This is a genomic window from Arthrobacter sp. 10N43 (assembly GCF_056394525.1).
Genome location: NZ_JBFTIA010000002.1, coordinates 131,770 through 145,040 on the forward strand (window position 1 = coordinate 131,770; position 13,271 = coordinate 145,040).

The following is a 13,271-nucleotide window of genomic DNA, read 5'->3' on the forward strand; positions in this document are numbered from 1 at the left end:
TCGGGTCCTGAGCCGGACTCCGAACCCGCTCGAATCAGCGTTCCGAGACCAGCAGGCCGCCTCGCGGTGCACCGAGGTTTCCACCAGGACTGCCCTCAAGGCTGGACAGTCCGGCCGCAACGAAGGTGTTGGCCGGCCGCGGGAGCCCATAGTGTTCGCGGAGGGTCCGTCCGGTGTATTCGCGCCGGAAGAGTCCGCGGTCCCGCAGGATCGGGATGACGTGGTCCACGAACGCGTCCAGGCCGGACGGGAGCACGGGCGGCATGATGTTGAAGCCGTCCGCTGCCCCGGCCAGGAACCATTCCTGGATGGCGTCGGCCACCTGCTCGGGGGTCCCGGAGAAGGTGCGGTGTCCGCGGCCACCGCCGAGGCGGCCGATGAGCTGGCGCACGGTCAGGCGTTCCCGCCGGGCGAGGTCCACGATCAGGGTGTATCGGCTCTTGGCGCCCTCAATCTCGTCCTCGGACGGCAGGTCCTCCGGCAGTTCGGCGTCCAGGGCCAGCGACTCCGGCGAGACCTTCAGGACCCCGGCGAGTTGCCGTCTGGCGTGGTCGGGGTGGATGAGCTCGTCGAGTTGCTGTTCCAGGCGCCGGGCCTCGGCCTCGGTGGACCCGATGACCGGAACGATGCCCGGAAGCATCTTGATGGTTTCCGGGTCCCGGCCTGCCGCGGCGGTCCGTTGCTTCAGGTCGGCGTAGAAACGCTGCGCGTCGGGCAAGGTCTGCTGGGCGGTGAATACCGCTTCGGCGTAGCGGGCGGCGAAGTCCTTGCCGTCCTCCGAGGATCCGGCCTGCACAATGACCGGGTGCCCCTGGGCCGAGCGCGGCACATCCAGGGGTCCCTGGACACTGAAATACGTGCCAGAGTGGTTGACCTGGTGGACGCGGGTGCTGTCTCCCCAGATCCCGGCTTCCTTGTCCCCGACGGCTGCCCCGTCCTCCCAGCTGTCCCAGAGCTTGCGGGCGACGTCGAGGAATTCCGCGGCGCGCTCGTACCTCCGGGCGTGGGCAGGCTGGTCCTGCAGCGAGAAATTCCTCGCCGCAGCGTCGCCGGCGGTGGTGACGACGTTCCAGCCGGTACGGCCGCCGCTGATGTGATCCACGGAGGCAAACCGCCGGGCCAGGTTGTAGGGGTCGTTGTAGGTGGTGGAGGCCGTCGCGATGAGCCCGATGCGGTCAGTGACGGCGGCGATGGCTGCCAGCAGCACGGTCGGCTCGAGACTGCCGTAGGGGCGTTGGCCGACGTCGCCGTGCAGCACTGGTGAGTCCGCGAAGAAGATCGAGTCGAACGTGCCCCGTTCCGCCGTCCGTGCCAGCCGCTGGAAGTGCGCGACGTCGGTCCCGGCGAAGCTGTCGCTTTCCGGCAGCCGCCACGAGGCTTCGTGGTGGCCGGTGCTCATGAGGAAAGCGTTCAGGTGCAGCTGCCGTTCGCCGCTCACAGCGGGGCTCCGGAGACGTCTGCGGGAAGGACAACCGTTTCGGAATAGGTGGAGGAGTCGCCCTGGATGGAGCTGCTGCTGCGGCCATCGATCCCCACGGGAACGTCGCCGGCGACCGTGACCCGGTTCAGCTGGCGGGGTTGGCCGTCGTAGTTGTCGGGGGCGTAATGCTGGGTGATGCGGTTGTCGAAGAGCACCAGCTGGTTCGGTTCCCAGTTAACGCGAACCACGTTCTCCGGGCGCGTGACGTAGGCCTGGAGCAGCCGCAGGATGTCCTTGGATTCGGTGTTGGACAGTCCCACGATGCGCAGCCTTTGGGCAAAGCCGCCGATGAAGAGTCCCCGTTCCCCGGTGAGCGGATGGATCCTGACCACTGGGTGGGCGGTTTCGAAGTGGATCCGGGTGAATTCCTTCCGCCGCTCATCGGCGTTGGCGTGCTCAAGGTTCTTCGGCACGGAGTAGTCGTAGTCGTTGGTGTGGACGGCCCACAAGGTGTCGGCGAAGTTCCGCAGTTCCTCCGGCAGGTCCTGGTAGGCACCTGCCGAGGAGGCGATCAGGGTCTCCCCGCCGTAGGACGGCAGCGTGATGCTGCGCAGGGTGGAGGCCTGCGGCGGGTTGACCACAAACGTGACGTCGGTGTGCCAGTTGTTCGCGCTGCCGTTTTCGCTGTCCACCGGCAGGACCGACGGTTTGCCGTCGACGGACGCCACGGTTGGGTGCGCCTTCGTGAGCGGGCCGAAGCGGCTGGCGAAGCGCACCTGGTCTTCGTCGTCGTGGATGTTGGCGTCCCGGAAGACCAGGGCCTTGTGCGTGTTCAGGGCCGCGCGGATCTGGGCGATCGTGGCGTCGCTGAGGTCGCCGCTGAGGTCCAGGCCGCGGATCTCGGCGCCGATGCGCGCGCTGAGTTTCCGGAATTCGAGGCGGGTTTCGGTAGCTGTCGACATGGTGGTGGTCTCCTTGAAGTGTGGGGGTGGTGAGGTTGGCCGGGTTGGTTCGACTCGGCTAGTTCGCTTGGGATCCGACGGCGGTCCGCCACCGGGAGAAGTGCCGTTCGACGGCGACCAGCAGGTAGTTGACCAGCAGGCCGAGCACCGAGACGGTCAGGATCCCGGCGTACATGTCCGGGATCAGGAAGCTCATCTGGGAATTGACGATCAGGTACCCCAGGCCCGCCTTGGCCCCGACCATCTCCGCAGCGATGAGCACCAGGATCGAGGATGTTCCGGCCATCCGGATTCCCGTGAAAATGGTCGGTACCGCCGAGGGCAGGATGACCTTCTGGAACAGCCGGAAGTTCGAGAGCCCCAAGGAGCGTGCGGCACGGATCAGGAGCGGGTCAACCGTCCGGACACCGGCGATGGTGTTCAACAGCACGGGGAAAAACGCGGCATAGGCCACGATGCTGATCTTGGACGTCTCGCCGATCCCCAGCAGGAGCGTGAAGACCGGGAGCAGGGCCAGTGCTGCCGTGTTCCGGAAGACTTCCAGCAGCGGGTTCAGGAACCGGTCCAGTGCCCGGTACCAGGCGACCAGCAGGCCCAGGACGACGGCGGAGACGACGGCGATGCCGAACCCGCTGGCGGAGCGGGTGAGGCTTGCCGCCAGGTGGTCCTGCAGCTGGCCCTTGGCGATGAGGGAGCCCAGGGCGCGCAGGACCTCGTGCAGCGGCGGGAGGAACACCCTGGTGGAGGGCGAGGCAAGGTAGGTGGGCCCCAGTTCCCAGAGCAGGAGGAACAGCAAGATGGCGCCGGAAGCCCAAATCCCGCGTCCGGCCCTGCGGGCACCGGACCGAACCAGGGAGGGCAGTTGTCGGGTTGCCGCTCGCGCCGCGGTCCGCCCGGCATCGGCCGCGGGTGAAGATCCCGGTGCGGGTCCTGGTGCGGCCAGGGCGGCGACGTCTTTGGTCAGTGTAGGTGCGGTCATCAGGCTGCCCTTCCCTTGCTAAGTTGGCCTCCGCCGAGTTGGGGTGCCTCGTCGGGTGCCGAGCCGTCGGGGCGTATCTTGGCGTGTCCGGCTTCCTGGGCTTTGCGGACCTCGTCGTGCAGCAGGGACCAGACCTTGTGGCGGTGCTCGACGAAGACAGCGTCGGAGCGGACGTCCCCGCCGCCGGTCCGCTCCCCCAGGTCAATATCGACGATCTGTTTGAGCCGGCCGGGCCGGGAGCTGAGTACGGCCACCCGCTGGCCCAGGTACACGGCCTCGTCGATGCCGTGGGTGATGAAGATGATGGTCTTGCCCGTGGACCGCCAAATGCGCAGGAGTTCCTCCTGGAGCTGTTCCCGGGTCTGGGCGTCCAGCGCCGCGAACGGTTCGTCCATGAGCAGGATGTCCGGCTCGTAGGCCAGGCTCCGGGCGATGGCGACGCGCTGCTTCATGCCGCCCGAGAGCTCATGCGGATACCGGTCCTCGAAACCGGACAGGCCCACAAGTTCCAGGAAGTGGCGGGCCTTCTCGGTACGTTCCTTGCGGCCCAGGCGGCGCCCGTCGCTGCCGGGTCCTTCCAGGCCGAAGGCGACGTTGGCCGCCGCGGTGCGCCATGGGAACAGCGCGTACTGCTGGAAGACCACGGCGCGGTCGCGGCCGGGTCCACTCACCTCCTGGCCGTCCACGAGCACCTGGCCGGTGTCAGGCCGGGTGAGCCCGGCGAGGAGGTCCAGGAGGGTGGTCTTGCCGGAGCCGCTCGGACCCACCAGGGTGATGAACTCGCCCGCGGCGACGTCAAGTGTGATGCCCTCCAGCGCCGTCAGGGTGGAGCCTTCGGGGTTTTCTTTGCCGGGCCGGACGGTGAACTGTTTCCCGACGTTCCGGAGGCTGATCTTCGGCGTCGGAATGTACGGTACTGGTAGGTTCGGCGTCGTTTCCGTGCCGCGGGTCATGATGCCGCCCCCTTCAGCAGGCCGTTGAAGTCGTTCGTGTAGTACTTGGAGGGTGTGATGTCGCCGGTGACGATGCCGGTGTCATTCAGCCAGGCTGACCAGCGGGTGAAGTCCTCGTCGCTGATGACGCCCTTGGACGGGACACCGACGCTCTTCCAGTACTTCAGGGTTGCGGTGCTCTCGGAGCGCTGGCGCTTGTTGATGATGCTCGTAAACCGCGCGATCACCTCTTCGCGGGGAGTAGTGCGTTCCCATTCGATGGCCTTGGCAACGCCGGTGGTGAAGATTTTCGTAGTCTCCGGGTTCTTCTCGATGAAGTCCTTGCGGAGAACGAGCTGGCCGCCGGCGAAGGTGCCAAAGAGTTCGAAGTCGTTGAACAGGGACCGCAGGCCGCCCTTGGCGACAGCGTTATCCTGCAGCACTCCGCCGAGCGCCCCGACGTCGACCTGTCCGCGGCGGATGGCCTCCTCGGTGTCGTTCGGTGGTACGACGACGAGTTGTACCTGCTTGATCTCTTCCTGCGAGAGTCCGTTCTTCTTCAGGTAACTGTTGATCACGGCGTCCGAGTGGGCACCCAAGGTGTTGACGGCGATTTTTTTGCCGATCAGATCTCGCGGCGACCGGATCGGGCTGTCCTGGGTGACGTAGAAGCCGTTGAACGTTTTGTCGTCTTCGCCGTAGTAATTGATCACCGCGGTGACGGGGGCCCCGGCTTCGATGAGTTTCACCACGGCGCCCGAGAACGCGCCGCCGAAGTCGGTGGCCCCGGTCGCCGCTGACTGGATGCTCGCCGGACCACTGATGGTGTTGCCCACCCAGTTCAGCTTCACATCGCCCAGGTAGCCGAGGTCCTGGGCCAGTTCCGGCAACGTGACATTGTTGGCCGAACCCTCGTAGCGGAGTTCGGTCACTTCCGGCGTGCCGGGGGCACTTCCTGCCGCAGGCTGCGCGCTCGCAGGGCCGCCGCAACCGGAGACCACCAGCGAGACTGCCACGGTGGCAGCCACGGCCAGGGCGGAGGAAAGTCCTGCGGGTAAGAGTCGGTTTTTCATAGCGGATTCTTCCTGGATTCGATGATGCGGACCGGTCCAGCCGGCTTGTGCCCACCACTAGAGCAGAGATGAATCCAAGCCGGCAGTCCCCCCGAAACCCAACGAAACCGCGCGTAACCCGGCGACGAAAGTGGCCACGGACGCCCGCCGTCACCCACGCCGACGCATCAGGAAGCAGTCCGTAACGGGGTGGACTCACGCGGTCATCTGCGGCCGTCCCGGGCGACTTCTGCGGCCCGTCGGGTCGGCGGTGTGACGTGATGGTGACGCCCGACGACGGCGGGTGACGGCGCCGCTGCCGCGCCGCCGTCGTGCCCCTGAGCGAAAGAATTCCTCAGAAGTAGCCGAATGTTGCGTCCCTCAGCGCTGCAAAGAAGGCCGACGGCGGGTCACTGCCCCCGGGCTGAGGTCCCGGAGGGGTCCATTGCTTCGACGGAAATCAGGGTCAGGCCGAGGTCCCGGACTTTCCCCAGCAGCCCATGCAGCGCGGCCTGGTCAGGGACTAAGCCGCTGAGGCTTGTTGTGCCGTCCCTGTGCCGGGTCACCGCGAGGTCCCCGAACCAGGCGGACCAGTGGTCCTCGAGGTGCCCGTCGACCACGATCCGGTAGCCCGTGGTTCCCGTCCCGGATGCAGGGTGCGTACTCATTTGGCGTCGGCCGGGTCGAGCGGCGCGGGTGTGGCCTCCGGCTGGGGACGGCCGGCGGCAGCGCGCTGTTCGCGCCACAGCGAGTAGCCCAGGCCGATCAGCGCGACCCCTGTGGGCACGGCGAAGAACCGTTCGTTGATCTGCGGCAGCAGCGGGATCAGGATGGTGGCGAGGGTGCCGCCGGCAAGGACCGCGGCCGCCCAGCGGGCGAGGACGTTGGCGCGGAAGAGTGCGATGCCAAAGATCAGCCCACCGGCCAGGTAGGTGATCCCGCCGACCGCGCTCAGGGGCAGCATCAGGCCAATGTCGCCCGCAGCGTGCCCGCCGGTGGCGACGGCGAGGACGTCGCTGACGTAGCCCGGTGCACTGTGGACCAGGGCGGGGAGGACCACCGCGCCAACGACTTCGATGCTCATCATGATCAGGTAGCCGGCACCAAACACGAGGTACCCGAGGAGGCCCAGCACTCCGATCTGCTTCACCTGGCGCAGGTACATGCCGGTGATGCCGATCAGCGACAGGACCGCCATGAACACCTTCAGGGTTTGCCGGACTTCCCATTCGGTCGTGGTGACCAAGCCGGCGTCCACGTGGGGGTGGTTGATCTGGATGCCGATGAACAGCAGTCCCCCGGCCACGGCGCAGAGGCCGGCCGCTCGGGTGAGTTTGGTGGTGGTGATGGACATGTCCGGCTCCCTGGTTCTGAGTATCCGTGGCGGGCGCCGCGGGATAACTCAAATCTAGGAACGGACGGGGTGACCGGGCGTCACCCGATGATGTGACCGGCAGGGTGATTTCTGCGACCGCGCCGCCTGGATCAGGCCGGCTACATCAGGCCGCGCTCGCGGGCCCGCCGCACTGCCGCCTGGCGGTTGGTGACCTCCAGCTTGGTGAAGATGTGCTTGGTGTGGGTGCGCAGGGTGTTGTGCGAGATGAACAGTTCGTCGGCGATTTGCGGGCCGGTCAGGTCGCTGCCGAGGAGCCTGAGCACCTGCCGTTCCCGCCTGCTGAGAGCCTCAGGCGGGAACGGCGGCCGGTGTTCCGGTCCGTCGGCCGGCGGCGCGGCAGCAGCAGGGACGAGGCTGAGCAAGCGGCGGGCTTGGTCCCCTCCGGCGCCTGGGTGGGTCCCGTCATGGTCTGCGGCGTCGCGCAGCAGCTCAAGCATGGGCTCGCCTTCGTCCAGGAAGAGCCGCACGTACCCATCTGCCTCGGGCGCTTCGGCAAAGGCCCGGCCAAGCGCGGCACGGGCCTGCGGACGGCGTCCTTGGGCGTGCCGGGACAGTGCCTGCAGCATCCGGATTTCCACCAGACTTCCGTCGCGTCCGGAGGACCGTGCGGCGTCGCCCAGCCGATCCAGCAAGCGATCCACACCCTCAGCGGCGCCGGCGTCGGGGTGCAATCTGTGCTGCGCGATGAGCAGGCGCACCAGCGTGAGGTGGTCGAACTCGTGCAGATAGCTGGCGGCGTCCGTGACGGCAATGTCACGTTCCCGTGCCCATTCGGCGGCGTCGGCCAGCTTGCCCTGCGTGATCCAGACCCGGGCCTTCATCGCGGCGATGGGACGGACCTCGGGGAAGAATCCGCGCCGGTACAGCGGCTCCGCCTGATCGAGGAACCCGATGGCCTGCTCCGGGCTTCCCTCGGCGTGGGCAAGAAGTCCCCTGGCCACGAACCAGCGGTAGCGGCTCTCCGTCATCACGCCCCGGTCGAAGAACGCGTCCGCGGCGTCAAGGTGTTGCCTGGCGTGGCCGAGCTCGCCGCGTAGGCAATCGATCTCGCTCAGCCCCACATGCAGCTCAGCAGTGGCCCGGGCAACGGGCTCGCCATGGGATCCGGCCACCCGCAGGGCATCCCCGTAAAGCCGGCGCGCCGTGCCGGGTCGGCCCGCGGCCAGCCACATGTCGGCGAGCACCACCGTGCTGCTGAGTTCGTCCACCAGGTTGCCGGATGCCTGCAGGCTGGCCACAGCCTGCGTGAAGGTCTGCAGTGCTTCCGGGATGTCGCCTTTCGCCCAGGCGGCGAGGCCCAGAAACCCGGCTGCGGCGCCCCTCGCCAGGTGATCCCCGGGACGTGCCAGGGCAAGGGCGTGCCGGGCGTTTTCCTCCACGCCTGCCGCATCGCCCCGTGCCTGGGCCAGCGAGGCACGGTAGACGGCGATGGTCGCGGGCAGCGTCTGGAGCTCCTCGGTGTCTGCCCACGGCGGAACCGCCCCGTCCGGTACCTCTGCCAGTGCGCGCTCCGCGTCGTCGAGTCTTGGCTCCACGCCGTGGAGGTCGCCGGAGACCATGAGCATGAAACCGTAGAACACGCTCAGCACCGGGCTCCGCCGGACAGCGCCGTCGGGGAGCTCCTTCAGCCAGCCGACCAGCATGGCTTCCTGACGGTTCCTACGGATCACCGGTACGGCAAGCTCCATGAGGTGCGCCGCACGGTCGAAGTCCCGGCCCGCCAGGGCGTGCCGGACCGCATCCTCCGGCAGGTCGTGCTGCTCGAACCAGCGGCTGGCGCGCTGATGCAGCAGAGGCAGCTGTTCGGGCCGCTCGCCGAGCAGGTTGGCCCGCAGCACGTCGGCGAAGAGGTGGTGATAGCGGTACCACTCCCGCCGGTCATCGAGCGGGACAATGAAAAGGTTGGCGCGCTCCAGTGCCAGGAGCATGCTGCTCCCGTCGTCGCGGCCGGTGAGGGCGTCACACAGCGGCCCCGTGAACCGGTCGAGCACCGCCGATTGCAGCAGGAAATCGCGGACCTGCTCGGATTGATGCCGCAGCACCTCCTCGACAAGGTAGTCGACGATGTACCGGTCGTTCCCGGCGAACCGGGCAATGAAGCCGGCGGCGTCGTCGCGCCCTTGGATGGAGACCGCGGCGAGCTGAAGCGCGGCGATCCAGCCCTCCGTCCGCCGTCCCAAAACGGCCACCTCCTCCACACCCAGGTCCAGCGCCGCCACCCCGTTGAGGTACGCCGCCGCCTCCCCGGACGTAAAGCGCAGCTCCGCCTCTCGGATCTCGACCAGTTCGCCGCGGGCCCGCCAACGGGGCAGGGGCAGGCCGGGGTCGGCTCGGGTGCTGATGACCACGTGCACGCGGGGCGGAAGGTGATCCAGAAGGAAGGCCATCGCGTCGCCGACCTCGCGATTGTCGATGAAGTGATAGTCATCGAGCACCAGCCAGAGAACGCCCGGAACTGCCGCGAGCTCGTTCAGTACCGTGATGAGGACGAGATCGGTGGGCACCGGAGACGAAGAGCTGAGTTCCAGCGCAGCAGACCCGACGCCGGGTAGCGCTGATTGGAGGGCGGTCACGACGCCGGTCCAGAAGGACGCGGGGTCGTTGTCCGCCGGGTCGAGCGAAAGCCATGCGACACAACGGTCTTCGGCGGACGTCGCGGCCAGCCATTCGGCCAGGAGCGTGGTCTTGCCGAATCCGGCCGGCGCGGACAACAGCGTCAGCCTCGACTCGGCCCCGCGGCGAAGGAGTTCGCTGAGCCGCGGGCGTGCCACGAAAGGACGCCGCAGCTGCGGGACGTAGAGCTTTGTTGCAATCATCGGACGTGCCATGGGACCCCGTTCCAAAGTGCACAACCGTGCCCGAAGTGTGCAACAGCTAAGGCTAGCGCACGGAGACTCTGGTGGTCAGGCTGCCGGCCCGGGTTCTGCATGCCTGCGTTCTGCATGCCTGCCTTCTGCATGCCCGCGTGAGCCAGTAGACCGGGCACGGCCCTGGATGAGGACTCAAGGGCCCCGGGATGCGAAAACGGCGGCCGGCCCTGTGAAGGACCGGCCGCCGCCGAAGATCTAACTGGACGTCAGGCCCGGGCCTTCCGTTTCACCCAGCCCCAAACAGCCGTAGCCACCAGCAGCACAAGGCCGATGATTGCCAGCCAGAGCAGGCCCTTGACTGCGAAGCCGAGGATCGAAAGAACAAGCCAAATGATAAGCAATGTGATTATTAGTCCCATATCGACAGCTTAGGGCATGCCCGCACCCAACAATTGCATCGGCGCTCGCTGCCGGCGTCCGACAGCGAGCCCAGCGACGGGCCGAATGCGCGGCATCCCCAGCCGAAGAAGGCTCCCCTATAGGCTGTGAAATGCATCTCTCGCAGAGAGGTTCTGTGGGGAGTTACCGAATGGGGCAGAGATGAGAATTTTGAGGCGCGTCGTCATGCCCGTGGCATGGCTGGCCGTGTTCACCGTCATAGCAGTGGCACTGGTCAAGATCGCATTTATCGATGGCATGAAGCCGGGAGAGGTCCTTGCCGGCCCCTCCGCGGAGGTGGCCATCCCAGTGGTTCAGGCCACCCGGGCCACAGTGACAAATGCCGTGCAGGTCAAGGCAACCGTGCAAAGCGATGCTCCGGTGGGAATCCGCAACACAACCGCCGGAGTCGTGACGCACTTTTTTCTTGCGGAGGGCCAACCGGTCACATCCGGTGACCGTATTTACCAGGTCCGTACCGAAGTGGTCACCGAATCAACAACACAGGACACCGCCGGGCTTGCAACGGCGGCTGACCAGGCGCCGTCACAAGCCCGGCAGCCGGTGACGCGCACCGGTCCTGTCTATACATATGCCGATGTCCTCGCCCCGGCGACGGGTCGGTTGGAAAGCCTCACAGTTCTGCTCAACCAGCAGGTTGGAGTCGGCGAAGCTGCGGGGACCGTCAACCCGGGGACTTTTACGGTCAGCGGATCCATCGACGCGGCCCAGCAGTACCGTCTGCTGGCCAAGCCCGGCTCGGCGGAGATCGCCGTCGTCGGGGGCCCTGCCCCGTTCTCCTGCCCCGCGGTGGCGTTGAAGGAAGCTGCCAGCGGCGGCGTATCAGGGAACGTGGGCGGCGTGTCGGGCGGGGTCAGCCGCACGGTGCCGTACGCCGTCGCCGTCCCGGGCGGGGGCAGCGGCCCTGAACAGGGCGGCGCGCCGACCGGAACCGTCAGCTGTGCCGTTCCGTCCGGCGTGGAGGTATTCGCAGGCCTGGGCGCGGCAATGACAGTGACCGCAGGCCAGGCCGCCGACGTCGTCACGGTGCCGCTCACCTCCGTTCGCGGCAGCGTGAAGGAAGGATCCGTGTGGCTCGCTCCCGCGGGAGCTGCACCGGATTCCTCAACCGGAACCCCGGCCGGAGAGCCGGCCGGCGAGCCGCAGGAACGCAAGGTGCAACTGGGCCTCAACGACGGTTCCATGGTGGAGATAGTCTCCGGCCTGGCCGAAGGCGAAGCTGTGCTGGAGTTCATTCCGGGCGCCCCCGCACGACAGGCCGGCGAGCAGTACGCCGGACCCGGTTCCATCCCGGCGGGCGGATGACCATGGAAGAACTGGTGTCCCTAGAAGGCGTGACCCGGACTGTCCGGCTTCCCGACGATCAAGAACTGCACATCCTCCGGGGCGTGGACCTTGCCGTCCATGCCGGAGACCACACGGCGGTGATTGGGCGTTCCGGGTGTGGGAAATCCACACTGCTGAACCTACTCGGGCTGCTGGACCTGCCCACCAGCGGGGAACTCCGCTTCCAGGGAACCCCGGTGCGGCAGCTAAGCGGCAACGCGCGGGCTGCACTGCGCGGCTCCTCGGTGGGCTTCGTGTTCCAGCAGTTCAATCTCCTGCCTGGCCGGAGCGCGCTGGAGAATGTCATCACTCCCCTGTTGTACGCCAAGGGCGCACAGTTCTGGCGGCGGAGGGAATTGGCCATGGACATGCTGGATCGCGTGGGCCTGGCCCAGCGCGCGGATACACTGCCGAACATGCTCTCCGGCGGGGAACAGCAAAGAGTGGCGATCGCGCGTGCCCTGGTTCGCCGGCCCCGGCTCATCCTGGCGGACGAGCCCACCGGGGCGCTCGACGTCGACACCGGGCAGGCCGTCATGGCGCTGCTGGATACGGTGGCAACCGAATCGGGAGCCGCGCTGATCACCATCACGCACGACGTCAATGTCGCGGCCCTCGCCCGGGCGTGCTACCGGCTTGATGCGGGCGTCCTCGCCGCCGCGGAGATTCCGGCAGGGGTGCCTGCATGACCGGGGTGGTGTCGGCCCTCGTGGAGGCCTGGCAGGAATTACGGATCAATAAGACGCGCATTCTTCTGGCCCTGGTGGGCGTTGCACTTTCGGTCGCGGCCCTCACCTCGGTGGTCGGCGTCGGCGACCTGGCGCGGGAGGGTTTCAAGGCCAGTTCGGAACGAAACGGCGGCCGTTCGGCGACGCTCGGCGTCGGGGTCTACGGCCCGAACGAACCCGATCCCCAACAGCTGGAGGAGGCCTACCGCGGCATTCTGGAGCGGTACGGCATTACGTACTTCACGCATTTGACCCAGACGCAGCAGTCCTTTCAGTTCCCCCACGGCGTCCAGCCCGTGCAGCTGCAAGTGATCGATCCCGGCTACGGCGTCATTCACCGGGTTGACGTCAGCCAGGGAGGCTGGTTCGCTGCGAACGACGACGAGCGGTTGGCACCTGCGCTTGTGGTCTCCGAAGGTTTTTACAACGCCGCCGGACGGCCGAACCTGGTCACCAGCCCCAAGATCACGATGGCCGGAGCACAGAGGGCCTCGGCAGTGATCATTGGGGTGGTACCGGACCAATATCCGGAGTCACCGCCCTCGGCCTACATCCTCACGGGCGCTGCAGGACGGGCAGGGATCACCACCGACGGCCAGTCAGGACCCGGGCAGTTCAAGATTTGGGTCCAGGACGAGCAGGCCGATCAGCTCAAGGCAGCCATCACGGCGGACCTTCAGCAGCGATTCCCCGGCATGCAAGCCCAGGTGGACCGCATGGACTACGCCAGCTACGGAGATCCGTTTGCACCGGCCCAGCTTGCCGTAGGCGGGGTGGCCGGGCTCGTTCTGCTGCTTGGGGCGGTGGGAATGCTGAACATCTCGATGGTCACCGTGCGATATCGGGTGCGCGAAATCGGGATTCGGCGAAGCTTCGGAGCCACGTCCCGGCGCATCTTCCTGGGCGTCATGATGGAATCGGTCGTGGCAACGGCCGTGGCCGGGGTGGCCGGCGTAATGCTTGCCGTCGCGGTGGTGAAGAACCCCTGGCTCGAATCCAAGATCGCACCGGGCCTGACTGAGTATCCGCCGTTCCCGCTGGACGCGGCACTCCTCGGCCTGGCGTCGGCCGTTCTTGTCGGTGCGCTGGCCGGGGCGATTCCCGCCGTCGTGGCGGTCCGGGTGAAAGTCATCGATGCCATCCGGTTCTAGCCGCAATGGTTGAATCCAGTCCCCTGTGACTATGGCGTGTCCGCCGCTGCCCCGCG

12 protein-coding genes are annotated in these 13,271 nt (G+C 67.2%); 3 read left to right on the top strand and 9 right to left on the bottom strand.

Annotation, left to right across the window (positions count from 1 at the left end):
• Positions 1–34: 34 nt before the first annotated feature.
• From AC1DDO_RS03190 to AC1DDO_RS03230, 9 genes are all read right to left on the bottom strand, one after another.
• On the bottom strand, positions 35–1,438 hold the full coding sequence (locus tag AC1DDO_RS03190) for an LLM class flavin-dependent oxidoreductase (RefSeq protein ID WP_476868488.1): 1,404 nt from the start codon (positions 1,436–1,438) through the stop codon (positions 35–37).
• Positions 1,435–2,382 (bottom strand): TauD/TfdA dioxygenase family protein, encoded by a 948-nt coding sequence (locus tag AC1DDO_RS03195; RefSeq protein WP_476868487.1) that lies wholly within the window; start codon positions 2,380–2,382, stop codon positions 1,435–1,437. The genes AC1DDO_RS03190 and AC1DDO_RS03195 overlap by 4 nt, the downstream gene beginning before the upstream one ends.
• 58 nt (positions 2,383–2,440) lie before the next feature.
• Positions 2,441–3,361, bottom strand: a complete 921-nt coding sequence (locus AC1DDO_RS03200) for an ABC transporter permease (protein ID WP_476868486.1) — start codon at positions 3,359–3,361, stop codon at positions 2,441–2,443.
• Positions 3,361–4,314, bottom strand: a complete 954-nt coding sequence (locus AC1DDO_RS03205; RefSeq protein WP_476868485.1) for an ABC transporter ATP-binding protein — start codon at positions 4,312–4,314, stop codon at positions 3,361–3,363. Before AC1DDO_RS03205 ends, AC1DDO_RS03200 begins: the two co-directional genes overlap by 1 nt.
• Positions 4,311–5,366 (bottom strand): ABC transporter substrate-binding protein, encoded by a 1,056-nt coding sequence (locus AC1DDO_RS03210; RefSeq protein WP_476868484.1) that lies wholly within the window; start codon positions 5,364–5,366, stop codon positions 4,311–4,313. Before AC1DDO_RS03210 ends, AC1DDO_RS03205 begins: the two co-directional genes overlap by 4 nt.
• A 389-nt stretch (positions 5,367–5,755) precedes the next feature.
• Positions 5,756–6,013, bottom strand: a complete 258-nt coding sequence (locus AC1DDO_RS03215) for a hypothetical protein (RefSeq protein ID WP_476868483.1) — start codon at positions 6,011–6,013, stop codon at positions 5,756–5,758.
• A complete protein-coding gene (locus tag AC1DDO_RS03220) occupies positions 6,010–6,699 on the bottom strand; it encodes a hypothetical protein (protein ID WP_476868482.1) in 690 nt (229 codons plus the stop codon). Before AC1DDO_RS03220 ends, AC1DDO_RS03215 begins: the two co-directional genes overlap by 4 nt.
• Before the next feature lie 140 nt (positions 6,700–6,839).
• On the bottom strand, positions 6,840–9,557 hold the full coding sequence (locus tag AC1DDO_RS03225) for a winged helix-turn-helix domain-containing protein (RefSeq protein WP_476868481.1): 2,718 nt from the start codon (positions 9,555–9,557) through the stop codon (positions 6,840–6,842).
• Between the two features lie 260 nt (positions 9,558–9,817).
• On the bottom strand, positions 9,818–9,970 hold the full coding sequence (locus tag AC1DDO_RS03230) for an LPXTG cell wall anchor domain-containing protein (RefSeq protein ID WP_441408904.1): 153 nt from the start codon (positions 9,968–9,970) through the stop codon (positions 9,818–9,820).
• Positions 9,971–10,151: 181 nt separating this feature from the next.
• Between AC1DDO_RS03230 and AC1DDO_RS03235 the strand changes: the two genes are divergently transcribed.
• From AC1DDO_RS03235 to AC1DDO_RS03245, 3 genes are read left to right on the top strand one after another with little or no spacing between them, the layout of a single operon-like run.
• Positions 10,152–11,315: an efflux RND transporter periplasmic adaptor subunit gene (locus tag AC1DDO_RS03235; RefSeq protein WP_476868480.1), complete on the top strand. Its 1,164-nt coding sequence runs from the start codon at positions 10,152–10,154 to the stop codon at positions 11,313–11,315.
• A complete protein-coding gene (locus AC1DDO_RS03240) occupies positions 11,312–12,025 on the top strand; it encodes an ABC transporter ATP-binding protein (RefSeq protein ID WP_476868479.1) in 714 nt (237 codons plus the stop codon). The genes AC1DDO_RS03235 and AC1DDO_RS03240 overlap by 4 nt, the downstream gene beginning before the upstream one ends.
• Positions 12,022–13,215, top strand: coding sequence for an ABC transporter permease (locus AC1DDO_RS03245; protein ID WP_476868478.1), 1,194 nt, complete (start codon positions 12,022–12,024; stop codon positions 13,213–13,215). Before AC1DDO_RS03240 ends, AC1DDO_RS03245 begins: the two co-directional genes overlap by 4 nt.
• The last annotated feature ends 56 nt before the right edge of the window (positions 13,216–13,271 follow it).